A 22,181-nucleotide genomic window follows, 5' to 3' on the forward strand; every position below is an offset into this window, starting at 1 on the left:
ACGCAATTTCAGCAAACCTCTTATACGCTGCGAATTCGCTGGTCGCGACTTCGTGAACGGTGCCAATCATGCGAGAGGTGCTCACTGATGCCGATAATGCAGACCGTCCTGGCAGGGATGGCCACGAGCGTGCTGGCAGCGGGACTGGTCACCGCAAATTCTGATGTGGCGCGTCGACCGAGCGCTCCGGCACAGCCTCAAGTCGCGCTGGCTGCGACCACGATCCCGATCATCGATTTCGACTGGATACTGGGTCCGCTGAGGGTCGCGCGAAAGCTCACCATCGGTTCCGGTGTTTCGCCGAACGGGCTGGTAAGCCTCGACGGTGCCGCAGATACGTGGTGGGACGCCTCCGTCGGCCCCACCGGCGAGGTCAAGAGCAGCTTCACTCTTCCCGTCACGTTGGCGCAGACCGCACCGACCGCGGATCTCGGTTTCGAACCGGAATGGAAGAGTTCGGTCGTGTTTTCGCCGCTTGGCGCGGCCGGTCCGACCATCGACTTTGCTCCCGACCTCACGTCGAAGTTTCATCTCATCGAATATCGAGGCGGAGTCGAGGGATACGGCTTCGGCGTCACCGGCACGCTTCTTCAGGCCGGCCTACAGGGCGGCGCCACGTCACCCGTGACAATGTTCGGGGGCAGCGTCACTCTCGGCGAGTACAAGACGCAACTGTCGGTGCTGCCGTCCGGCGGACTGAAAGCTTCTTTTGGCTTCGCGCCCTATTTCGGCGGTGGCGGCGGGTCGATTCAGTTGGGGACAACCAAGATTGGCACGACACTGCCGAGCGGACAGTTCAAGGCCGAGACCAAACTGTGCCTGGGTTCGGCCGCCGCCTCGTGCGGCGGTGTGATTGCCGGGGTATCGATTTCAGCCATGCTGGGCGGCGCTCTATTGGCGATCAACAGCAAAGACGTCCTCAGCATCGACTTCCCTGATTCGCTGACGGTCGAACTGAAGACCGGCTCTCTTGCCGTGACGGGCAATATCGGCGGCACCGTCACGATCGGAACGACGAAGCTCGGCGGCGTCATCCCGATCAACATCAAGATCTCACCGCCGGCCGCGGCCAGTGCAAGCAGCACCGCGCCCACGGCTGAGACTGCCGCCGCGCAGAAATCGGTGAAATCGGCGTCGGCATCGTCGAACGCGACATCCCGAAAGGCTGTGGCCGGAAAGGGAACCGCGTCGACCAAGAGCCCGAAGGCTGGCACCAAGCGGGGCGCCAAGACCGGTCGATCAGGTCGGGACTGATACTTCTCTACAGTCCAGGACCCTCAGCCCGCAGGTCGTCCACCTCGGCCATCGCCGAGCGCAATTTGGCCAGCCATTCCTCGGCGTGTTCACCGACGAGTCGCACGCTCCAGGCGAGTGCATCCGAGCGCGACCGGGCAACGCCCGCGTCGACCAGCGTGTCGAGGACCTGGCGTTCGGGTTGCTTGAGGCGGGTCATCACCGGAACGGCGATGTGCGTGAACAGTATTCGTTCCGATTCAGACCCTTCGGCGCCGATGTCCAAACCCCAGGAAACCTTGCGGCCGTACTTGTCCTGAGCCTCCTCGGCAATCCGGATTCGCTCGGAGCGAGTGTCCTCCCGGAACCGGGAAGCGCGACCCGCTGCGCGGGCGTCGCTGTCCGGTGTGTCGGTAGCGGGCAGGCGCCCGATGACGGTGATCTCTTCACGGTCGACGATGACCGTCGGGTCGCCGACGAACCATCCGTCGGGCAGTCGACCGGCGAACCACTCGCCGGCGTCTGTCGCGTCGGGCTGGTCGGCCTGTTGCCAGCCGCCGGGGCGGCCGGGACGACGATGTGTGTGCTGATGTTTCATGAATTACATGATTACACCGTTGCAAACCAAGCGCCAGTCATTCTCTCTCGGCGAACGCCCACCACCCAGCCGGTACGGATAACTGGCGGAAGGTCTCGATCCCGACCGCGCCCGTGCTGCGCGCGACGTGGCGCGGATGCACCCGGCAAGGGCGGCGCTGGGCCGGCCGGTCGTTGCTGCGCTATCGCAACCGACGCTAAAGCGTCTGCCGCTCAGGGGTTTTCGGCGCGTCGGGCCCGGAACAGCTTGACTTCATCCTGGATGCCCTTGAGGTGCCGCGCCCGGGCAAACGACCAGCTGAAGGACGGGTCATCGCCGATCTGTTCCCGCGCTGCTTCGGACAACAAGACCGACCCGGGCCGGGCCACCGAGGTCACCCGACTGGCCAGGTTGACCGGGCTACCGAACCAGTCCCCGGCGCGGCTGACGGCCTGTCCATGAGACAGACCCACCCGCAGTTGCGGCAGCGCGTCATCGGCTTCGGTGGCTTCCACGAGGGTCAACATCGCATCGAGCAGCGCCGCGGTGTCCGTGGACACCATCATCACCGCGTCACCGATCGTCTTGATGAACCGCACCGGCGGCACCGCCACCTCGCGGGCGGCGTCCGCGAGGCGGTTGGCGAGCTGTTCGAGTTCCTCAGGCGGAACCGTCTCACCCAGCCTGGTGAATCCGACGAGATCCGCGAAGGCGACCGCGACATCGCGCGCGCCGGGAAGCGATGCGCCAACTGCCCGTTCGTTGGCGTTTATCGCCTCGGTCTCCATGGCGTGGCGCAGCTGCAGCATCAGCATGTCCTGCACCATCGGGCCCAGCAGCGGTGCCGCGGCGCTGACCAACACCTGCGCGCTCTGGGCCATCTCGAGTTCGGTGGTACCGGGATGCTGCATCGTCGTGGCGACCGCGGTGTAGCGCATGGCCTCGGCCGCACGCGAAAGACCTTCTGCCAGAAGTCGGTACACGGTCAGCAGCCGCTCGGGATCGAACCCCAGATCGAGAAACCGCTTGACGTGCACGGCCGTCTCGGCATCGGGTTTGAGGAATACCGCCGCATCGGGGTCGTCGACCGTCGCGAGCCCGCTGGCGCGCTGGAAGCGCCGGAGCAGATCCAGGTCCAGCCCGGTCTGCTCGCTGATCTGCCGAGCCGACAGCCTGGTTCCGTCATCACCGAAGATCCGGCGGCCGGGTAGCAGCATCGGCGCGAACGCCGCCCGGATCTCTTCGACGGTGATGCCCTGCTGCACCAGCCAGGGAATCAGTTCGGCCCGTTGGGCACGGGCATCGCCCGTCAGCCCGTCGAGCAGCCCGGCGGCCTCCGGGTCGACGGTTTCGGTCACCGACCCAACGTATACCGTCGAACCCGATGTCACGATCCCCGCTCCTGGAGGGGCTGCCGCCCATCGGCTCGCCCGGTGCCCGGCTGCTGATCCTCGGCAACATGCCAAGCGTGCTCTCACTGGCGAGCGGCCAGTACTACGGAAATCCGCGAAATGCGTTCTGGCGCATCATCGGTGAGGTGCTCGGGTGCGAGCCGGACGCACCGTACCAGCATCGGATCGAAGTCCTGACCCGCCACGGGATCGCCGTCTGGGACGTCCTCAAGCACTGCCGGCGGCTCGGCAGCCTGGATTCGTCAGTCGAGCCGGACAGCATGGTGCCCAACGACTTCGGAACGTACTTCGCCGCCCACCCAGGCATCGAGCGGGTGTTCTTCAACGGCGCGGCCGCCGAGCGCAACTTCACCCGGCTCGTCCACCTCGACGTGCCGGCCACGTTCGGGCGTCTGCCGTCGACCAGCCCCGCGCAGACCATGCGCTACGCCGACAAACTCGCGGCCTGGAGTTCGGCGCTTGCGCCATTCGAGAATGCCGCACCCGACGCGCCGAGCGAATCAACGCATCGCCAGACGCGCTGAACTGTCACAATCGCTGAGTAGAGCCTGTTGGCCTGACCTCGGAGTCCGCCGATGGACGTAGCCAACGGCAGGGTGACGGCCGTAGTGGCGTGGTGGCGGGTCGCCGGCCGGCTCGCCGTGGACGGAACAGCTAACGCCGTGGACAGGTGAGATTGTGGACTCGGACGTTTCCGTAGAAGGCTCGCGACGGAGCGCGATCATTCAAGCGGCGCTGGAGCTTTTCGCCCTACGGGGCACCGCCGAGACGACGCTGCAGACGATCGCCGACGCCGCCGGGGTGTCGGTGGGATTGGTACAGCACCATTTCACTTCGAAGGTGGGCTTGATCGCGGCGGTGGAGGCCCACGCGCTCGAGGTCATCGGCGCCGTGATGGCCCAGCCGATGCCACAGTCGCCCGCTGAGTCGGCCCCTGAGATCGGACGCAGAGTGAGCCGGCTGTTCGCCGAACATGTTGCGGCTTTGGATTTCATGGGGCGCCAGCTGGTGGAGGGCGCCGCGAGCGGCGTCGGGTTGTTCGACGCGATGGCGAGAATGGGAATCGCGCGATGGGAGCAGCTCGCGCAAGCCGGAGCAGTTCACCCCGATCTCGATGTCGTGTGGGCGGCACTCAATCCCCTGCTGCTGGTCTTCGGCGCCATTGTCTTCCGCCGGCAGCTCGAGCAACACCTCGCCGAGCCGCTCACCAATCCGTCCCAACTTCGCCGCTGGGAGGATTCAGTGAACATCCTGATCACTCAGGGCCAGCTCCGGCGGGAGTACTGGCCATGACCTCGGGTACGCCTACCGGCAATTAATTTAGCCAAACTACAATATCGCGATATTGCGCACTTGCCTTCGAGGCCGTAAATTTCGCGGATGATCGCGGGTGCTCCGATTCCGGAAGGCGACCTCAGCGCCGCACGAACGGCGCAGGCGTTGGCGTCGCTGAACAAGCCCGCGAAGCAGGCACTGAGCGCCGCCCACTCGGCGGCGTATCGGTACGGCAGCGACTTCCTCGGATCCGCCCATCTGCTGGTGGGCCTGCTTGCCGATCCCGCACACCCGGTAACGGCAGCTTTGGATGAGCGCGACAGTGGCAGTCTTGTCGTCACGCAGCTCTACGAGAGTAGGTACGGCGCCCAAACTCGCACGCCGCCGCGAATCATCCACCTGCCCTACAGCATTCACGCGAGAGCAATTGTGATCAACGCCGCCTGCCATGCCCGCGCACAGGCCACCTCGGTTCGGCGGGTGCACCTTTGGTGGGCTACGACGCGCGCAACCGGCTCGATCGCCGCGCGGCTGCTTGCCGAACTCGGCCAGCTCGAGTTCCTCCGGGATCAGCTGCTACCGGTCGTCGGCGCGCCCGCCTCACCAACCGCACCGAGCTGAGACCCGCAACTACCGCGTCAGGAGACCGGCGGTCTCCGATTTGCCCATGGCCGCGCCATCTCGATCTGATGGCTCAACGACAGCAGCGTCGCCTCGTCGGAGGGCCGGCCGACCAGCTGGATCGACATCGGAACCCCAGCGTCGTCGAGACCCCACGGGACGACGGCGGCGGGCTGGCCCGTCGCGTTGAACATGGCGTTGAACGGCACCCGAGCCGACACCATCGCCAGCGTCGCGACGCCGCCGCGGTGCTGGTACTGACCGATGCGCGACGGACCGGTCGCGGTGCCGGGGGTGATCAACACGTCGACGTGGTCGAAGATCGACTGGACCCGCGCCGCGAGTGCCGGTTCGGCCGCACGCACCTTGGCGATCTGCGCATCGGAGATCAACCGGCCCAGCCGCGCAATGCCTTTGGTCCTCGGCTCGAGCCGCTCCCGGTGTGGCAGGGCGGTCGCATCCTCGAACGCGCCGCGCCACATCCGCGGCAGCACATGGCCGTAGACCGCCCACGCCGGATAGTCGGGATCGCGCCAGAACACCTCATGGCCGAGGTCGCGCAGCAGCGCCTCCGCACCGTCGAGTGCCTTCTGCTGCGCCTTCCCGACCCGACCGAGCATCGTCGGAGGCAGCTTGGTGCTCAAGGCAATTCGGAGTCTGCCGGGCTCGCGATTGGCGGCGGTGACGAACCCTCCCGACGGACCGGGCAACGCCGAGGTCGCGTCGAGGAACAGCGCGGCGTCCTCCACCGTGCGCGTCATCGGGCCGTTGACCGACAACCCACACCACGCGTCGTCGTGCGGAGCCATCGGCACCCGGTCCCGCTGCGGCTTCAGTCCGAACAGCCCGCACCAGGTGGACGGAATGCGGATGGACCCGGCCCCGTCGGAGCCCAACGCCATGGGTGCGAGCCCCGCGGCCACGGCCGCACCGCTGCCGCCGCTGCTGCCGCCCGGTGCGCGCTCCAGATCCCACGGATTGTGGGTGGCGCCGAAGGAGATCGTCTCGGTGAACGGCCAGAGCATCATCTCCGGCACCGACGTCTTGCCCAGGATCACCGCACCGGCCTCCCGCAACCGGCGCACCACCAGCGCATCGCTCGTCGGCGGCTGTCCGTAGGCGCTGCTGCCGTAGCAGGTGAATTCGTCGGCGACGTCGACGTCGTCCTTGATCGCGATCGGCACACCCAGCAGCGGCCTGCGTTCACCGGCGTCGAGCAACTCCTGCGCGGCGGCGGCCTCCCGACGGGCGCTGTCGGTGAGCACCACGCGATAGGCCCGCAACTCCCGGTCGACGCGCGCTATCCGGTCGAGATACAACTCCAGCAGGGCGGGAGCGGTGATGGTGCCGTTGACGAGCATGCGCGCCTGCTCGGCAGCACCGGCGAAGGCTATGTCGGTGGAGTCCATCTCCCGCAGCCTAACGCTGCCCGCTACGGTGGCCAGATGGCATGCGTGTTCTGCGAGATCGTCGCCGGGACGGCACCCGCCATCCGCGTTCACGAGGACGACGGCTTTCTCGGCATCCTGGACATCCGCCCGTTCACCCGGGGCCACACCCTGGTGGTGCCCAAGCGGCACACCGTCGACCTCACCGACACCCCGGCCGAGACTTTGGCCGGGATGCTTGCGGTCGGCCAGCGAATCGCGCAGGCGACCCGGGCGTCCGATCTCGGGGCGACCGGCAACAACATCGCCATCAATGACGGCAAGTCGGCAATGCAGACGGTGTTTCACATTCACCTGCATGTGATTCCGCGGCGCGACGGCGACAAGCTGTCATTCGCCAAGGGGATGCTGCTGCGCCGCGACCCCGATCGCGAAAGCACCGGGCGGATCCTGCGCGACGCCCTGTCTCAGCTCGACACAACAGGATGAGAGTGGCATGGCCGATACCGCACTGATGACGTTCGTGAAGGTGCACGAATGGCTGTACCGGCGGACCAACGGGTGGATCGGGCACCGGATGCCCGGTGCCCCGTCGTCGTTGATGCTGCACACCGTCGGGGCGAAAACCGGGCAGCCGCGGTCGAATCTGCTCGCCTACTACCGCGATGGCGACGACTATCTGGTCGTCGCATCCAATGCCGGCGCGGACCGCAACCCGGCTTGGTATCACAACCTGCGCGCCCATCCGAAGATCGAAATCAACCTCGGCAGAAGGCGTTTGGCGGTCACTGCACACATCCTGATGCCGGACGACCCCGACTACGGGCGACTGTGGCACATCTGCGACTCGAACAACGGTGGCCGGTACAGCTCGTATCAGCGCGGGACCACGCGGCCGATCCCGGTCGTGCGCCTGACACCCTGAGCGTCCGCCTCTGAGCGACAACAGACCCCACATCGAGATCGACGGCAGCGTGAGAAAGATCGAGTAGACGTCACGCCCGCGTCGATTTCGACGAAATCTTGGAGCCTGTCGCTCGGAGGCGGACAACAAGCATGTCCGCCGGACAGGCTCGAGTAGTTGCTCCGAAAAACCTGCTAGAAAAGCTCTTTCGCCAGCAGTTCCAGCGTGACCTCCCGGTCCGGAGCGGTCGCCGAGTCGGTCCCGCGACGGGCGGACGCGACGGGGTTGACCATCACCTCGTCGACGTCGAACTCTGCGGCCACCGCGCGAACCTGATCGGCCGCTTCGGACGGTGAACCGACCACGGCCTTGCTGCGCCCGGCGGCGATGATCGCCTCGGCCTGCGGGTGCATCGTCAGCGCCGCAGCGTCCTCGACCAGGTCGAGCGGCCCGAGCGGCTGACCGGTGCGCAGGCGGGCCATCATCTGCAGGTTCGGCAGCAGCAACGCCTCGGCCTCGGACCGGGTCGGCGCGACCACCGCGTTGACCGTCATGAACGTCACCGGCTCGGCGGCCACCACACTGGGCCGGAATTCCGACCGGTAGGTGGCCAGCGCCTCCACGGTCCCCTGCCCGGCGAAGTGATGGGCGAAAACATACGGCAGCCCCTTGGCGGCGGCCAGATGCGCGGAGTACATCGACGAGCCGAGCAGCCACAGCCGCGGCTCCTCGACCGCCGCAGGCGTGGCCTTGAGGATGTAGTCCTGGTTGCGGATCGGGATACGCACCCCGTGCGCGCTCATCAGCGCCGCGACGTCGTCGAGGTACTGCGGGAAGTTCTCGATATCTGAGTCGTCACGGGTGCCCCGCAACATGTACGACGTCACCGGGTCGGAGCCGGGCGCACGGCCAATACCGAGATCGATGCGCCCCGGGGCGGCCGCCTCCAGGAGCGCGAACTGTTCGGCGACGGCCAGCGGTGCATGGTTGGGCAGCATCACCCCACCCGAACCCAGCCGCAGCTGGGTGGTCTGGGCGGCCAGGTAGGCCAGGATCACCGGCGGGCTGGTGGCCGCGACCGCGGGCATGTTGTGGTGTTCAGCCACCCAATACCGGGTGAATCCCAAGCGGTCGGCGGTCTGGGCCAGCCGTACGGTGGCCGCCAGCGCGTCGGCGGTGGTCTGGTCGGTACGTACCGGAACGAGGTCGAGGACAGAAAGCCGCATAGTCACCTCAACGATACGAGTGCGCGCATGCTTCCCTCACCTACCGCCGCAAACCCGCCCGCCTGGCGGCGTCGGTGAAGACGTCGTCGAGCATCGCCGGGGTGAGCCGCCCGGTGAACATGTTCTGCTGGCTCGGGTGATAGCAGCCCAGAAGCTGGCGACCCGACGGCAGATCGACCACCACGCCGTGTCCGAACTTCGGCTTGGCCAGCGCGGGCAGGTCGTCGACGAGCAACCGCAGCGCCGCGTCCCAGCCGAAGCCGCCGAGGGTGACGATCACCTTCACCGACGGCGCGATCAGCCGCCACTCGGCGGTCAGCCACGGCTCACACGTCGACCGCTCGGCGGGTTCCGGCTTGTTGCCGGGCGGCGCACACCGGACGGCGGCGACCACCCGAATATCCTTGGTGGACAAGCCGTCCGCGGCGTCCACACTGATCGGCTGGTTCACCAGGCCGGCACGGTGCAGCGCCGCGAACAATTGATCCCCCGAGCGATCACCGGTGAAGACCCGGCCCGTGCGGTTGCCCCCTTGAGCGGCCGGGGCCAGGCCCAGCACCAGAATCTTCGGCTGCGCCGAACCCCACCCGGTGATCGGCCTGCCCCAATACGGCTCGCCGGCGAACGAGCGGCGTTTGGTGACCGCCACCTCCTCGCGCCAGCTGACCAGCCTCGGACACGCGCGGCACACGCTGACCTGGGCGTCCACTTCGCCGATGTCGCGGGCCTGCGCCGCCAGAGCTGCCACCTGGGCGGCGTCGGTGGCCACCGGCGTCTCAGGCACGGCCGGGTCCCCGGGCCAGCCCGTACCCGGCGGGACGGGCGAGGAGAACAGCACGCCGGTCCGCGGATGTGGAAGCAGAGTCACCGGTCCACTCTGCCCGGGTCCCGCGCGGCGCGCGAGAACTTAAGCTCTGCCGGTGACCATCACGCGCGTCCCCGCGCTGCTGATCCTGTCCTCGACCTTTCTGGCTGCGGGCGCCAACGGCATCTCCATGGTCGCGTTCCCCTGGCTGGTGCTCCAGCGCACCGGCAGTGCGGTGGATGCCTCGATCGTCGCGGGCGCGGCAACCCTGCCGCTGCTGTTCGCCACCCTCATCGCCGGTACCGCCGTCGACTTCGTCGGTCGACGCCGGGTGGCGATGCTCTCCGACGCACTGTCGGCCATCGCGGTTGCCGCGATCCCGGTCTTGGCGATCGCGTTCGGCACCGACGTGCTGAACACCGTCGTCCTGGCCGCGCTGGCCGCTTTGGGCGCGTTCTTCGACCCGGCGGGTATGACCGCGCGGCAGTCGATGCTGCCCGAGGCGGCGGTCCGTGCGGGCTGGACCCTCGATCACACCAACAGCGTCTATGAGGCCGTGTTCAACCTGGCCTACATCACCGGCCCCGGCGTCGGCGGCCTGCTCATCGCGACGCTCGGCGGTGTCAACGCGATGTGGGTGACCGCCGCGCTGTTCGGGCTGGCGATCCTGGCGATGGCGGTGCTGCGCCTGGAGGGCACCGGACGTCCGCAACGCGAAAAGCTGCCGGAGAGTGTGGTTTCCGGAGTTGCCGAAGGGTTGAAGTTCGTCTGGCGCAACCGGGTTCTTCGCACTTTGGGCCTGGTCGATCTCGCCGTCACCGGGTTGTACCTCCCGATGGAAAGTGTGCTGTTCCCGAAGTACTTCACCGACCGCAATGAGCCGGCCCAGCTGGGGTGGGTGCTGATGGCGTTGTCGATCGGCGGGTTGATCGGCGCGCTGAGCTGGACTGTGTTGTCGAAGGTGGCCAGCAAGCGGGCGACGGTGCTGACGGCGGTGCTGACCTTCGGGATCGCGGTGGCGGTCATTGCGTTCCTGCCGCCGTTGCCGGTCATCCTGTCGTTCGCCACCCTGGTCGGGCTGGTGTACGGGCCGATCAGTCCGATCTACAACTCGATCATGCAGACCCGCACTCCCGAGCAGCTGCGCGGACGGGTCGTCGGGGTGATGACGTCGATGACCTACGCGGCGGGTCCGATCGGGTTCACGATCGCCGGTCCACTGGTCGACGCGTTCGGTCTCAAGGTGACATTCCTGGTGCTGGCTGTGCCGATCCTGACGATCGGCATCGTGTGCCCCTGGTTGCCCGCGCTCAAGGAGCTCGACGATGACGCGCCTAGGATGGCGCAATGGCCGTGAGCGCTCTGGCCGGCCTGGCCGCTGAGCTTCCCGACGGGGTCGTCGTCACCGACCCCGACATCCTGGCGTCCTATCGCCACGACCGCGCCGCAGACCCCGCCGCCGGAATGCCGTTGGCTGTGGTGCGGCCGACCCGCACCGAAGAGGTGCAAACGGTGTTGCGCTGGGCTTCGGCGAACCGCGTCGCGGTGGTGCCGCGGGGCGCGGGCACCGGGCTGTCCGGGGGTGCGACCGCCGTCGACGGTGGGATCGTGCTGTCGACGGAGAAGATGCGCGACATCACCGTCGACCCGGTGACGCGCACCGCCGTCGTGCAGCCCGGTCTGCTCAACGCCGAGGTCAAGAAGGTGGTCGCGGAGCACGGCCTCTGGTATCCGCCCGACCCGTCGTCGTATGAGATCTGCAGCATCGGCGGCAACATCGCCACCAATGCCGGTGGTCTGTGCTGCGTGAAGTACGGCGTGACAACCGATTACGTGCTGGGCCTGCAGGTGGTGCTGGCCGACGGCACCGCGGTACGCCTCGGCGGGCCGCGCCTGAAAGATGTCGCCGGGCTGTCGTTGACCAAACTGTTCGTCGGCAGTGAAGGCACCCTCGGGGTGGTCACCGAGGTGACACTGCGGCTGCTGCCGCCCCAGCCGTCGGCGTGCACGGTGGTGGCGACCTTCGATTCGGTGGAGGCCGCGGCCGGCGCGGTCGTCGAAATCACCGGGCGGATCCGTCCCTCGATGCTGGAGTTCATGGACTCGGTGGCCATCAACGCCGTCGAGGACAAGCTGCGGATGGGCCTGGACCGCTCGGCGGCAGCGATGATGGTGGCCGCCTCCGACGATCGGGGCCCGGCCGGCGCCGAGGACGCCGAGTACATGGCCCGGGTGTTCACCGAAGCCGGTGCCACGGAATGCTTTTCGACATCCGATCCGGCCGAGGGTGAGGCGTTCGTCGCCGCCCGCAGATTCGCCATTCCCGCGGTGGAGGCCAAGGGTTCGCTGCTCCTCGAAGATGTCGGCGTGCCGCTACCCGCGCTGGCCGAACTGGTGGGCGGGGTGGCCAAGATCGCGGCCGACCGCGACCTGACGATCTCGGTGATCGCCCACGCCGGCGACGGCAACACCCATCCGCTGATCGTCTTCGATCCCGCCGACGCCGCGATGACCGAACGAGCCGAGAAGGCGTTCGGTGAGATCATGGACCTGGCGGTGTCGCTGGGCGGGACGATCACCGGTGAACACGGGGTCGGGCGGCTCAAGAAGCCATGGCTGGCAGGTCAATTGGGTCCGGAAGCCATGGAACTCAATCGCCGGATCAAGGCCGCGTTGGACCCCGACGGGATTCTGAATCCCGGCGCGGCCATTTGAGACAACGCCCCTCGCGAACCTCGCCGCCTCACTATGGTGGACGGCGATGACTCACTCCCCCACGCAGTTCGAGATCGCAGTTCCGCAAGCCGATCTCGATGACCTGCGCCGCCGCCTCGAATCCGCCCGATTCCCTGCCGAACTGCCCGGCAGCGGCTGGGATTACGGCACCGATCAGTCATTCCTGAAGGCGTTCGTCGACCGGTGGCGTGACGAGTACGACTGGCGTGCAACCGAAGCGGAGCTCAACGCCGTGGGCTCCTTCGTCACCACGGCCGCCGGCCAGCACGTCCACTTCCTGCACCGCAGGTCCTCCGACAGCAACGCGATCCCGCTGGTGCTCGTACACGGCTGGCCGGGGTCGATCATCGAATTCCTCGATGCCCTACCGCTGCTGCAGGATCGGTATCACGTCGTGGTGATCTCGATGCCCGGATACGGGTTCTCCGGCCCGACCACCGAACGCGGCGTCGACACCTCGGTCGTCGCGGCGGTGGTCGCCGAGGTGATGACGCAACTGGGCTACCAACGCTTTCTGGCTCAGGGCGGCGACTGGGGCGCCCTGGTGGTGCGATACCTCGGTGAGCACTACCCGGATCGCGCCGTCGCCATCCACACCAACATGCTGTTCGCGTCCGCCGAGGGTCCCGACGCCATGGACGGTGTCACCGAAGAAGAGGTGGCCGCATTCATCACCTCCGCCGAACGGATGGCGGAAGGCACCGCCTACATGGAAATCCAAGGCACCCGCCCACATTCGCTCGGCTACGGGCTCGAGGACTCGCCGGTGGGTCTGGCCGGCTGGATCCTGGAGAAGTTCCATGCCTGGAGCGACGTCCGCGACGGCATGCCGATCCGCACCGACCGGCTCATCGACAATCTGATGATGTACTGGCTGACCGGCACTGCGACCTCGGCCGCGCGACTGTATTACGAAGCGGCCCATGCAGGCACCGGTGCGCTCAGCCCGTGGTCAGGCCGCGTCGATGTCCCGACCGGTTACGCGGTCTACCCGCAAGAGCTGGTGCGGATTCCGAAAGTCTGGGCGCACAAGCACTATCACCTGGTGCACTACTCGATCCAGGACCGCGGCGGTCACTTCGCGGCGTTCGAGCAGCCGCAACTGTTCGCCGCTGACGTGCTTGCCTACGCCGATGTGCTCGACGAGTTGGGTGTGTTCAGATAGCCGTCAGCGGGCGCCGCGCAGCAGCCGGCCCGGACGCGCGCCGGTGTCGACGCCGTCGCGGCGCGTGACGGTGCCGCTGACGATCGTCGCGGCGTAGCCGGACGCGCCTTGCACCAACCGATTTCCGCCGGCCGGCAGGTCGTAGGCCATCTTCGGCGGATGCAACCGCAGTGCATCCATGTCGATGACGTTGAGGTCGGCCTTCTTGCCGACCTGGACGACACCGCGGTCACTGAGGCCGAACAGCTGCGCCGTGTCGTGGGTCTGCTTGCGGATCAGATGCTCCAGCGGCAGCTTCGCACCACGATGCCGGTCGCGGGCCCAGTGGGTCAGCAGGAACGTGGGATAGGAAGCGTCGCAGATCATTCCGCAGTGCGCGCCGCCGTCGGACAGCCCGACGACACCGGCCGGATGGGTCAGCATCTCGTGGATGGCGTCGCAGTTGCCGTAGGAGTAGTTGAAGAAGGGCAGCATCAGCATGTTGGTGGCGTCGGCCTCCAGCATGAGGTCGTAGAGCGTGGCCAGCGGGTCCTCGCCGCGGTCTGCGGCGATCTTCTCGACCGTCCGCTCGTCGGTGGGCTCGTAGTCCGGCGGGTCGCCAAGGTGGTAGATCCGACCCAGGGCGTACTGGACGAGGATGTTCATGTTGTCGAACAGCTTGTTCGGGTCGGGCGGGAGATCGTCTTCGCCGAGGATTGCGGCCTTCACCGCCGGGTCGGCGAGCCGGTGCGCGAGCTCCTCACGACCCAACTCCCCCTTCAGCTTTCGGAAGGTCGGGCGATGAGTGAAGGCGTGGTGGCCCGGGAAGCCGAACAGCATGCCGAACGGGCGCGCCGCGATCTGCGGGTAGAGCCGGGCGCCCGCGGCGTGCGCGGCGGCCGAGATGTCCATCTGCTCACGCCACAGGTCGGGTGCGGCGTCGACCTGGATCAGCCCGAACGAGATCGGCCGGTCGATCTCGGCGCCGAGGCGCTGCATCCACTCCAATTCCTTCTTCGGCGCGATGATGTCCTCGCCGGCCACGCCCTGCGGCGCCAGTTCGAAGACAGCTTGACCGCCGGCCGCCATCGCCCGGCCCAGGCCGAACAACTCGTCCTCGGCGGCGAAGGTGCCGGGCACCGGTTCGCCGTCCATGGCGCGGTGGCCGAGAGTGCGGGACGTCGAGAACCCGAGCGCGCCGGCTTCGATGGCCTCGCGCACCAGCCGGCCCATCGCTTCGATGTCGTCGGGAGTCGCGGGCTCATTGCGGGCCCCCCGCTCACCCATCGCGTAGGCCCGCACCGATCCGTGCGCCACCTGGCTGCCGACGTCGACGGCGTAGTTTCCCTTGCCGATCACGTCCAGGTATTCGGGGTAGCTCTCCCAACCCCAGGTCATGCCCTCGGTGAGCGCGCTGCCGGGGATGTCCTCGACGCCCTCCATCAGTTCGATCAGCCACTGCTCGGAGCCGGGCCGCACGGGCGCGAAGCCGACGCCGCAGTTGCCGGTGACGATAGTGGTCACGCCGTGGTTGCTGGACGGCTCGAGCAGGCTGTCCCAGCTCACCTGGCCGTCGTAGTGCGTGTGGATGTCGACGAATCCCGGTGCCACGACTTTGCCTGTGGCGTCGATGGTTTCGCGAGCCTCACCCTCCAGCGGCGCATCGGATGCGCCGCGGCGCCGCACCTCGACGATCTTTCCGTCCTTGACCGCCACGTCGGCGAGATACCGATCGGATCCGGTCCCGTCGACGACGGTCCCGCCGGTGATCTTGAGGTCGAACATGGCTGCTCCTCGACACACGATGTCCATGGGATTCCGCCGCCAATGTAACACCGTTACAGGGTCGCGTGTAATACCGTTTGCAGAAGATTCCGCAAGGAGGCGCATGGTGACGCACACGGCGCACGATCTTCGACGCGAAGACGCGATCGGCCCGCCTCCGGCCGGTCCGACCCGCGTGCCCGCGGCGCGCTACTACTCCCCTGAGTTCGCCACACTTGAGAACCAGCAGATGTGGCCGCGTGTCTGGCAGGTCGCCTGCACGCTCGATCACGTCGCGGAGCCCGGCGACTACTTCGAATACCGCTGCGGGCCGTATTCGGTCCTGATCGTCCACGACGACACGCAGCTGCGGGCATTCCAGAACGTCTGCCGGCACCGCGGTAATTCGCTGTGCACGGGGGCCGGCTCGGAGCTGCGCGAGCTGCGCTGCGGCTACCACGGCTGGACATGGGACCTCGCCGGGACATTGAAGCGCGTGCCCAACCGCAAGGGTTTCGGCGTGCTGCGCATGGAGCACTTCCCCCTCGTCGCTGCTTCGGTCGATGTCTGGGCGGGGCTGGTCTTCGTCAACCTCGACACCGACGCGATACCGCTCGGCGACTACCTGGAGGCGATGCCGGCCGACATCGCCTGGAACCGGCTCGAGGATTTCCATTGCTATGCCACGATGACGATCGAGGTGGATGCGAACTGGAAGACGATCGCCGACGGCTACAGCGAGACTTACCACATTCAGACGCTGCACCCCGAACTGCACCGGTGCATGGATGATGTCTATGCACCGCAACAGATCTGGGGTCACACTGGAAAATCGGAGCAGTTCTACGGAGTGCCGAGCCCGCACCTGAAGGAACCCATCTCCGACGACGACGTCTGGGACGCGTACGTGACAACCCAGGGCTTGCTGATGGGTGTCGAGGAGGGCACATCGTACCCGGGCGGCGATTCGGTGCCGGATGTGATTGCCTCTCGCACAAGGGAGTTCGCGGCCGGTCGCGGGGTCGACCTCGGTTGGGCCAGCACCGAACAGATCATGCTGCTGCACCAGTACAACGTGTTCCCCAACCTGACGTTGCTGACCAACGCCGACCACCTCACGGTCATGACGTCACACCCCGGCCCGGACCCCGAACACGGCGAGCTGGTCATGTACTTGTGGACCCGCATGGCGCCGGGGGCGCCGCGTACCCGACCGGTCGACGTGCGCATGACCGCCGAGGCGGCTCATCCCGGTCTGGTTCTGACGCAGGATATTTCGGTGCTCGCCGGATTGCAGCGCGGTCTGCGCCAACCGGGGTTCACCCACCTGACGCTGTCCAATGAGGAGCGGCGCGTCATCAACCTGCACCGCAACCTCGAGCGCTACCTCGACCTCCCGGACGTTGAACGCATGACCGGAGGTGAGCCCGGTGGCCCGCAGTCCTGACCCGGTCACCGCGGAGTCCATCCTCGACGCGGCGGCCAGGATGATCGAGCACGACGGCGTCGACGCGTTCACGATGCGCGGGCTGGCCGAACAACTCGGTGTCGCGGTCACCTCGATCTACTGGCACGTCGGAGGTCGGGACAAGCTGCTCGACAGTCTCGTCGAGCGTCTGGTCGGCGACATGGCGGCGTTGCCCGCCGATGCCGACGATCCCGCCGAGTGCATCGCGTCGCTCGCCCGCGCGCAACGCCGCGCACTCATCGACCGGCAACATCTGCTCGGCATCGCCCACGAACGCAACCGCACGCCGGCGTTGTTCCTACCGGTGCAGCAGCGCCTGGCGATCGAGCTCGCCCGCCTCGGCGTCACCGGGACCGGCGCAGCGTTGGTGTTGCGGGCCATCGAGGTCCACGTCATATCCTCGGCGATCATGCAATTCTCCGCGGTGCGCGGCCCCAAACACGACGAGGAAGACCCCACGCTCTGGGCCGATGACTGGCCCGACCGTGACCTGGTCCGGGCACTGCAGTCACCCACCGACTACGACGCCGTCTTCGAATACGGCCTGGCGGCGCTGTTGGCGACATTGCCTGGGAATCCGATCGATTCTTAGGGGGCGTCAGGCACTCACCATCCCGCTCAGCGTTGGACTGCCGAGTTCACTCCTGATCGAGCGGAACGTCCATCCGCACCCTTGACACAACCCTACACTTGTCGTAACCATAAGACATGACCGCTGTTGTGTCTCACGAGGCCGAGGCCCGCTTCGAGCTCGCCACCGCCGAGACCTGGGGTGACCCCTGGCCGATGTACCGGGCGCTGCGCGAGCGCGACCCGCTGCACCACGTCGTTCCGGAGAATCCCGACCACGATTACTGGGTGCTGTCCCGGCACGCCGACATCTTCGCCGCCGCCCGCGACCACGAGACCTTCTCCTCGGCCCAGGGCCTGACCGTCAACTACAACGAGCTGGAACTGATTGGGCTGCAAGACAATCCGCCGATGGTGATGCAAGACCCACCCGTGCACACCGAGTTCCGCAGGCTGGTGTCACGCGGCTTCACCCCGCGGCAGGTCGAGGCCGTCGAACCCAAGGTGCGCGACTTCGTCGTCGAACGCATCGAACGGCTGCGCGCAAATGGCGGCGGGGACATCGTCACCGAGCTGTTCAAGCCACTGCCGTCGATGGTCGTCGCGCACTACCTCGGCGTCCCCGAGCAGGATCGCGACCAGTTCGACGGCTGGACCGAGGCGATCGTCGCCGCCAATGCCAGCGGACTGAGCGCTCTGGGATCGGTCGGCGACGCCATCGGTTCGATGATGGGTTATTTCTCCGAGCTGATCGAACGGCGCAGGCGCGAACCCGGAGACGACACGGTGTCGCATCTGGTGGCCGCCGGTGTCGGTGCCGACGGCGATATCGCCGGGACGCTGTCGGTGCTGGCCTTCACGTTCACGATGGTCACCGGGGGTAACGACACCACGACCGGCATGCTCGGCGGCTCGATGCCGCTGCTGCACCAGCGTCCCGACCAACGACGGCTGCTCGTCGACCAGCCCGAGCTGATCCCCGACACCGTGGACGAACTGCTCCGGTTGACCTCCCCGGTGCAGGGACTGGCCCGGACCACCACCTGCCCTGTGGAACTGCACGGCAGGACCATTCCAGCCGGACGCAAGGTGCTGCTGCTGTACGGCTCGGCCAACCGCGACGAACGCCAATACGGCCCCGACGCCGGCGAACTCGACGTCACCCGGCATCCGCGCAACATCCTCACCTTCAGCCACGGCGCACACCACTGCCTCGGTGCGGCGGCCGCCCGCATGCAGGCGCGAGTGACGTTGACCGAATTGCTCTCACGCTGCCCGGATTTCGAGATCGACGAGGCGGGCATCGTGTGGGCCGGTGGCGGTTACGTGCGTCGGCCGCTGTCGGTGCCGTTCCGGGTGCACGGCTGATGGCAGGCGACTGGCTGAGTTCGCGCCGCGCAGAGGTGGCCACCGATCGCATCCTCGACGCCGCCGGTGAGCTGTTCGCGAGCAACGATGTCCGAAACGTCGGGATGAATGACATCGCCCGCGCCGCAGGGTGTTCGCGAGCCACGCTGTACCGCTACTTCGAGAACCGGGAGGTGCTGTACACCGCGTACGTGCACCGCGAGGCCTACCGGCTCTACGAGCAGCTGACCCAACTGATCGAGGGCATCCCGGACCCGCGGGAGCGGCTGCTGACCGGGCTCACCACGTCGATGACGCTGGTGCGGGAAAGTCCCGCGCTGTCATCATGGTTCGCCACCGCCGATTCCCCCATCGGCGCGGAAATCGCCGAGGAGTCCGAGGTCATCCAGGCGCTGACATCGGGCTTCCTGTTGTCACTGCGGCCCGACGACCCCGAGGTCGTCCACCGCCGCGCCCGCTGGCTGGTTCGGGTGCTGACGTCGCTGCTGATCTTCCCCGGCCGCGACGCCGAGGATGAGCGCGCGATCCTGGAAGAGTTCGTCGTTCCGATGGTGTGCCCCACCGACTCTGGCTCCTCGTTGAGGCCGCACTGAGAGCGAGGATTTCGCAGATTCTTCGCTCTGGATGCGCTCTCAACGCAAGGATTAGGTGCGCACGCGGGTGAACCGGTGCAGCAGCCACGCTACCGGGATCGTCATGATCAGCGTCACGACGAACAGCGCAGGCGCGGACCCGGTGTACACCGGCCAGCGCAACACCTCCACCATCGCGATCTCCATCACCACCAGGTGGACCAGGAAGATCTCGTAGGAGATTTCGCCGAGCCACACCATCGGCCGGGTGGCCAAAGCTCTTGCGTACCAGCCGCGGTTGCCCAGCGCCAGCGGCGCGACGATCAACGTGGCGATCACCGCGTAGAACACGGTCTTCACCAGCGCCTCGGCGATGCCGGTCGGCGACGTGGTCGGCTCGCCGGCGATCGGGGTGGAGACGATCACGAAGCAGACGACTGCCAGCGGCACCGCGATGAACCCGAAGACCCGAACCCGCATGGCGCCCAACACCGTCAGCAGCATGCCCCCGATGAACCAGGCCAGGTAGCCCGGCAGCCACAGCCGCGCGCCGCTGGGCAGGAAATCGGTCGTGTGCACCAGCACCATCCACGCCGGACTCATCAGCGCCAACACCGCCAGCCCGGCCAGCAGCAGGCCGGGACGCCAGCGTCGCCGGCACACCACGACAAGGAGCACCCACGCCAGGACAGGCAGCGCGACGTAGAACGCGACTTCGACCGCCAGACTCCACATCTGCGTGAGCCCTTGGTGCAGGTAGCCGTTGAACATGTAGTTGTCGGTGTAGATCTGGGTCAGGGTGAGGTTGCGCAGCAGCCCGATCCAGGTGTGGCCGGGATTCGGTCCGGCGGACCGGAAGTGGTAGATCAGATAGGCGGCAAGCACGGTGATCACGTAGGCCGGCATGATGCGCCGCACCCGGTGCCAGGCATACCGGCGGACCGACGGTGCCGCCTGCCCGGCTGCGGCGGCGCGGACCCACGGGCCGAACAACAGGTAGCCCGACAGCACGAAGAAGATCGGTACGCCGATCTCGAGGCGCGAATACACCAGACCCACAAAGCCGTGCGTGTATTTTCCGGTCGTATAGGCGGCGTGCGTGCCCAGCACCAGCAGCGCCGCGACCGCACGCACACCGGTCAGCGAGGCGACCCGGTCGACACCCGAGACTGCTTCCAGTCCGCCTTGGTCGACCTGGCTGGACGCGATCATCGGCTCGTGCGCCGGGGCTTCCCGCTGGAGGGCCGTGAGTCGTACCGTGGGTTGCCCCGATCAGGCTGCAGATCGATCAGGACACCGGAAATACGAGTCTTCTCAAGCGCTTTCAGCGTTTCCTTGGACAGCTTCGCGGGCAGCTCGACCAGCGAGAAGTTTTCCTTGATCGTGATGTGCCCGAAATCGCTTCTGTGCAAGCCGCCTTCGTTGGCCAGCGCGCCGACGATCGATCCCGGACCGACCTTGTGCTTCTTGCCGACCGCGACGCGGTACGTGGCCAGATCGTCGCGGGTCTTGCGGGGCGCGCGGTCGCGGTCCGGGCGATCAGGCCGGTCGGGCCGTTCGCGCCGCTTGTCCGGCGGCGGCTCGGTCATCAAGAACTCTTCGCCGTTGCGGCTCTGCAGCGCCAGCGCGGCGGCGATGTCAACCAACGGCACGTCGTTGTCGCGCTCGTAGTCCTCGATCAGCCTGCGGAACATCTCGAACCCGGGCGCATTGAGCGCGTCGGTGATCGAGTCGCGGAACTTCTCCACCCGCTGGGCGTTGACGTCTTCGACCGACGGCAGCTGGCCCTCGACCAACTTCTGCCGGGTGACCCGCTCGATCGAGTTCAGCAGGTGGCGTTCCCGCGGAGTGACGAACAACAGCGCGGTGCCCGAGCGGCCGGCCCGGCCGGTGCGCCCGATGCGGTGGACGTAGGACTCCGGGTCATGCGGAATGTCGAAATTCACCACATGCGAGATCCGCTCGACGTCCAATCCGCGGGCGGCCACATCGGTGGCGACCAGGATGTCGATCGTGCCGTCCTTCAGCTGCGAGATGGTGCGCTCGCGCACCGCCTGCGGGATGTCGCCGTTGATCGCCGCCGCGGCGAACCCACGGGCCCGCAGCTTCTCGGCGACCTCTTCGGTGGCCTGCTTGGTACGGACGAACACGATCATCGCGTCGCCCTGCTCGACCTCGAGCAGCCGGGTCAGCGCATCCATCTTGCGCGGATACGACACCTGGAAATAGCGCTGAGTGATGTTCTCGGCAGTCTGGGTCTTCGACTTGACCGTGACCTCGACCGGATCGTGCAGATATTTGGTGGTGATCTTCTTGATGCCCGGCGGCATGGTCGCCGAGAACAGCGCCACCTGCTTGTACTCCGGGGTGTCGGCCAGGATGCGCTCGACGTCCTCGGCGAACCCCATCTGCAGCATCTCGTCGGCCTCGTCGAGCACCAGGTAGTCCAGGTGCGACAGGTCGAGGCTGCCCTTCTCCAGGTGGTCGATGACGCGTCCCGGCGTTCCGACCACGATCTGCGCGCCGCGCTTGAGGCCGGCCAGCTGCGGCACGTAGGAAGAGCCGCCGTAGATCGGCAGCACGTTGACCTTGAGATGAGCGCCGTAGCGGCTGAACGCCTCGGCCACCTGCAGGGCCAACTCCCGTGTCGGCGCCAGCACCAGCGCCTGAGTGGTGCGGCTGGCGGGGTCGATCTTGGACAGAATCGGGATCGCGAAGGCTGCCGTCTTGCCGGTGCCGGTCTGCGCCAGGCCCACCACGTCGGAGCCGGCCAGCAATGCCGGGATGGTGGCGGCCTGGATCGCGGAGGGGGTTTCGTATCCGACATCAGAAACGGCCTGCAGCACCGCGGGGTGGATCTGCAGGTCGGCGAAGGTCTGGGGGGCGTCGTCCGGGGTTGTCATCGGATCTGCAGTCTACTGCCGCAGCGTGCCGTAACCCGATTCCATCCGCGAAGGCCGGTAGCGTCGCGGGTGTGTGGGATCGCCTACAGATAGCTGCGGCGGCAGTCGCGCTGACCGCGGCGCTGGCGGGCTGTAGCTCCGGCGACTCGACGGTGGCCAAGACTCCGCAGCCGACGACGAGCGCGGTGACCACCACCGAGGCGCCCCCGCCGCCC

Annotated in this window: 21 protein-coding genes and 1 pseudogene; 14 read left to right on the plus strand and 8 right to left on the minus strand. The window is 67.2% G+C overall.

Annotated features, from left to right (window positions below; genetic code table 11):
• Positions 1–87 precede the first annotated feature (87 nt).
• The gene (locus BST42_RS26540; protein ID WP_133057518.1) at positions 88–1,254 is read left to right on the plus strand and encodes a hypothetical protein; all 1,167 of its coding nucleotides are present in this window, start codon (positions 88–90) and stop codon (positions 1,252–1,254) included.
• A gap of 7 nt (positions 1,255–1,261) precedes the next feature.
• On the opposite strand, the gene abmR is transcribed toward BST42_RS26540, so the two are convergent.
• Positions 1,262–1,831 carry an ATP-binding transcription factor AbmR gene (gene abmR / locus BST42_RS26545; protein ID WP_083122694.1) on the minus strand — a complete coding sequence of 190 codons (570 nt, stop codon included), beginning with the start codon at positions 1,829–1,831 and terminating at the stop codon, positions 1,262–1,264.
• Between the two features lie 212 nt (positions 1,832–2,043).
• On the minus strand, positions 2,044–3,168 hold the full coding sequence (locus tag BST42_RS26550; protein WP_083122695.1) for an adenylate/guanylate cyclase domain-containing protein: 1,125 nt from the start codon (positions 3,166–3,168) through the stop codon (positions 2,044–2,046).
• 26 nt (positions 3,169–3,194) lie between these two features.
• Here BST42_RS26550 and BST42_RS26555 point away from each other — a divergent pair, with 26 nt between their 5' ends.
• From BST42_RS26555 to BST42_RS26565, 3 genes are all read left to right on the plus strand, one after another.
• On the plus strand, positions 3,195–3,746 hold the full coding sequence (locus BST42_RS26555; RefSeq protein WP_083122696.1) for a DNA-deoxyinosine glycosylase: 552 nt from the start codon (positions 3,195–3,197) through the stop codon (positions 3,744–3,746).
• A gap of 154 nt (positions 3,747–3,900) precedes the next feature.
• Positions 3,901–4,515: a TetR/AcrR family transcriptional regulator gene (locus BST42_RS26560; protein ID WP_083122697.1), complete on the plus strand. Its 615-nt coding sequence runs from the start codon at positions 3,901–3,903 to the stop codon at positions 4,513–4,515.
• An 87-nt stretch (positions 4,516–4,602) separates the two neighbouring features.
• The gene (locus BST42_RS26565; protein ID WP_083122698.1) at positions 4,603–5,118 is read left to right on the plus strand and encodes a Clp protease N-terminal domain-containing protein; all 516 of its coding nucleotides are present in this window, start codon (positions 4,603–4,605) and stop codon (positions 5,116–5,118) included.
• Between the two features lie 17 nt (positions 5,119–5,135).
• Here BST42_RS26565 and BST42_RS26570 read toward each other — a convergent pair whose 3' ends face one another.
• Positions 5,136–6,527 (minus strand): amidase, encoded by a 1,392-nt coding sequence (locus tag BST42_RS26570; protein WP_083122699.1) that lies wholly within the window; start codon positions 6,525–6,527, stop codon positions 5,136–5,138.
• A 36-nt stretch (positions 6,528–6,563) separates the two neighbouring features.
• Between BST42_RS26570 and BST42_RS26575 the strand changes: the two genes are divergently transcribed.
• Together BST42_RS26575 and BST42_RS26580 are read left to right on the plus strand one after the other, a co-directional pair.
• Complete coding sequence (locus BST42_RS26575; RefSeq protein ID WP_083122700.1) at positions 6,564–6,995, plus strand: HIT family protein; 432 nt, start codon at positions 6,564–6,566, stop codon at positions 6,993–6,995.
• A 7-nt stretch (positions 6,996–7,002) separates the two neighbouring features.
• The gene (locus BST42_RS26580; RefSeq protein ID WP_083122701.1) at positions 7,003–7,431 is read left to right on the plus strand and encodes a nitroreductase family deazaflavin-dependent oxidoreductase; all 429 of its coding nucleotides are present in this window, start codon (positions 7,003–7,005) and stop codon (positions 7,429–7,431) included.
• A 173-nt stretch (positions 7,432–7,604) separates the two neighbouring features.
• On the opposite strand, the gene BST42_RS26585 is transcribed toward BST42_RS26580, so the two are convergent.
• A complete protein-coding gene (locus BST42_RS26585) occupies positions 7,605–8,636 on the minus strand; it encodes an LLM class flavin-dependent oxidoreductase (RefSeq protein ID WP_083122702.1) in 1,032 nt (343 codons plus the stop codon).
• 40 nt (positions 8,637–8,676) lie between these two features.
• Positions 8,677–9,498 (minus strand): uracil-DNA glycosylase, encoded by an 822-nt coding sequence (locus BST42_RS26590; protein WP_083122719.1) that lies wholly within the window; start codon positions 9,496–9,498, stop codon positions 8,677–8,679.
• Between the two features lie 58 nt (positions 9,499–9,556).
• Here BST42_RS26590 and tap point away from each other — a divergent pair, with 58 nt between their 5' ends.
• The 3 genes from tap to BST42_RS26605 are packed head-to-tail and all read left to right on the plus strand — an operon-like array spanning position 9,557 to position 13,342.
• Positions 9,557–10,798, plus strand: a complete 1,242-nt coding sequence (gene tap, locus BST42_RS26595; RefSeq protein WP_083122703.1) for a multidrug efflux MFS transporter Tap — start codon at positions 9,557–9,559, stop codon at positions 10,796–10,798.
• A complete protein-coding gene (locus BST42_RS26600; RefSeq protein ID WP_083122704.1) occupies positions 10,789–12,156 on the plus strand; it encodes an FAD-binding oxidoreductase in 1,368 nt (455 codons plus the stop codon). The genes tap and BST42_RS26600 overlap by 10 nt, the downstream gene beginning before the upstream one ends.
• A 46-nt stretch (positions 12,157–12,202) precedes the next feature.
• Positions 12,203–13,342 carry an epoxide hydrolase family protein gene (locus tag BST42_RS26605; RefSeq protein WP_083122705.1) on the plus strand — a complete coding sequence of 380 codons (1,140 nt, stop codon included), beginning with the start codon at positions 12,203–12,205 and terminating at the stop codon, positions 13,340–13,342.
• Positions 13,343–13,345: 3 nt separating this feature from the next.
• On the opposite strand, the gene BST42_RS26610 is transcribed toward BST42_RS26605, so the two are convergent.
• Positions 13,346–15,106 carry an N-acyl-D-amino-acid deacylase family protein gene (locus BST42_RS26610; RefSeq protein WP_083122706.1) on the minus strand — a complete coding sequence of 587 codons (1,761 nt, stop codon included), beginning with the start codon at positions 15,104–15,106 and terminating at the stop codon, positions 13,346–13,348.
• A 103-nt stretch (positions 15,107–15,209) separates the two neighbouring features.
• On the opposite strand from BST42_RS26610, the gene BST42_RS26615 reads away from it, so the two are divergent.
• The 4 genes from BST42_RS26615 to BST42_RS26630 all read left to right on the plus strand — a co-directional run bounded on the left by BST42_RS26615 (position 15,210) and on the right by BST42_RS26630 (position 19,084).
• On the plus strand, positions 15,210–16,532 hold the full coding sequence (locus BST42_RS26615; protein WP_083122707.1) for an aromatic ring-hydroxylating oxygenase subunit alpha: 1,323 nt from the start codon (positions 15,210–15,212) through the stop codon (positions 16,530–16,532).
• Positions 16,516–17,145 carry a TetR/AcrR family transcriptional regulator gene (locus BST42_RS26620; RefSeq protein ID WP_237159602.1) on the plus strand — a complete coding sequence of 210 codons (630 nt, stop codon included), beginning with the start codon at positions 16,516–16,518 and terminating at the stop codon, positions 17,143–17,145. Before BST42_RS26615 ends, BST42_RS26620 begins: the two co-directional genes overlap by 17 nt.
• A gap of 116 nt (positions 17,146–17,261) precedes the next feature.
• Positions 17,262–18,491 (plus strand): cytochrome P450, encoded by a 1,230-nt coding sequence (locus BST42_RS26625; RefSeq protein WP_083122709.1) that lies wholly within the window; start codon positions 17,262–17,264, stop codon positions 18,489–18,491.
• Positions 18,491–19,084 carry a TetR/AcrR family transcriptional regulator gene (locus tag BST42_RS26630; protein WP_083122720.1) on the plus strand — a complete coding sequence of 198 codons (594 nt, stop codon included), beginning with the start codon at positions 18,491–18,493 and terminating at the stop codon, positions 19,082–19,084. Before BST42_RS26625 ends, BST42_RS26630 begins: the two co-directional genes overlap by 1 nt.
• 51 nt (positions 19,085–19,135) lie before the next feature.
• On the opposite strand, the gene BST42_RS26635 is transcribed toward BST42_RS26630, so the two are convergent.
• Positions 19,136–20,275 (minus strand): acyltransferase family protein, encoded by a 1,140-nt coding sequence (locus tag BST42_RS26635; protein ID WP_083122710.1) that lies wholly within the window; start codon positions 20,273–20,275, stop codon positions 19,136–19,138.
• The gene (locus BST42_RS26640; protein ID WP_083122711.1) at positions 20,272–21,966 is read right to left on the minus strand and encodes a DEAD/DEAH box helicase; all 1,695 of its coding nucleotides are present in this window, start codon (positions 21,964–21,966) and stop codon (positions 20,272–20,274) included. Before BST42_RS26640 ends, BST42_RS26635 begins: the two co-directional genes overlap by 4 nt.
• A gap of 71 nt (positions 21,967–22,037) precedes the next feature.
• Between BST42_RS26640 and BST42_RS30195 the strand changes: the two are divergent.
• Positions 22,038–22,181: pseudogene (locus BST42_RS30195) on the plus strand (LppP/LprE family lipoprotein); the annotation flags it as partial.

Source organism: Mycolicibacterium rhodesiae (assembly GCF_002086695.1).
Classification (GTDB): Bacteria; Actinomycetota; Actinomycetes; order Mycobacteriales; family Mycobacteriaceae; genus Mycobacterium; species Mycobacterium rhodesiae.

Excerpts from the sequence above, each read along its gene's own strand:
- BST42_RS26540 (WP_133057518.1), top strand. The coding sequence starts at position 88 with ATGCCGATAATGCAGACCGTCCTGGCAGGGATGGCCACGAGCGTGCTG.
- abmR (WP_083122694.1), bottom strand. The coding sequence starts at position 1,831 with ATGAAACATCAGCACACACATCGTCGTCCCGGCCGCCCCGGCGGCTGG.
- BST42_RS26555 (WP_083122696.1), top strand. The coding sequence starts at position 3,195 with ATGTCACGATCCCCGCTCCTGGAGGGGCTGCCGCCCATCGGCTCGCCC.
- BST42_RS26565 (WP_083122698.1), top strand. The coding sequence starts at position 4,603 with ATGATCGCGGGTGCTCCGATTCCGGAAGGCGACCTCAGCGCCGCACGA.
- BST42_RS26570 (WP_083122699.1), bottom strand. The coding sequence starts at position 6,527 with ATGGACTCCACCGACATAGCCTTCGCCGGTGCTGCCGAGCAGGCGCGC.
- BST42_RS26575 (WP_083122700.1), top strand. The coding sequence starts at position 6,564 with ATGGCATGCGTGTTCTGCGAGATCGTCGCCGGGACGGCACCCGCCATC.
- BST42_RS26580 (WP_083122701.1), top strand. The coding sequence starts at position 7,003 with ATGGCCGATACCGCACTGATGACGTTCGTGAAGGTGCACGAATGGCTG.
- BST42_RS26585 (WP_083122702.1), bottom strand. The coding sequence starts at position 8,636 with ATGCGGCTTTCTGTCCTCGACCTCGTTCCGGTACGTACCGACCAGACC.
- BST42_RS26600 (WP_083122704.1), top strand. The coding sequence starts at position 10,789 with ATGGCCGTGAGCGCTCTGGCCGGCCTGGCCGCTGAGCTTCCCGACGGG.
- BST42_RS26605 (WP_083122705.1), top strand. The coding sequence starts at position 12,203 with ATGACTCACTCCCCCACGCAGTTCGAGATCGCAGTTCCGCAAGCCGAT.
- BST42_RS26610 (WP_083122706.1), bottom strand. The coding sequence starts at position 15,106 with ATGTTCGACCTCAAGATCACCGGCGGGACCGTCGTCGACGGGACCGGA.
- BST42_RS26615 (WP_083122707.1), top strand. The coding sequence starts at position 15,210 with ATGGTGACGCACACGGCGCACGATCTTCGACGCGAAGACGCGATCGGC.
- BST42_RS26625 (WP_083122709.1), top strand. The coding sequence starts at position 17,262 with ATGACCGCTGTTGTGTCTCACGAGGCCGAGGCCCGCTTCGAGCTCGCC.
- BST42_RS26630 (WP_083122720.1), top strand. The coding sequence starts at position 18,491 with ATGGCAGGCGACTGGCTGAGTTCGCGCCGCGCAGAGGTGGCCACCGAT.
- BST42_RS26635 (WP_083122710.1), bottom strand. The coding sequence starts at position 20,275 with ATGATCGCGTCCAGCCAGGTCGACCAAGGCGGACTGGAAGCAGTCTCG.
- BST42_RS26640 (WP_083122711.1), bottom strand. The coding sequence starts at position 21,966 with ATGACAACCCCGGACGACGCCCCCCAGACCTTCGCCGACCTGCAGATC.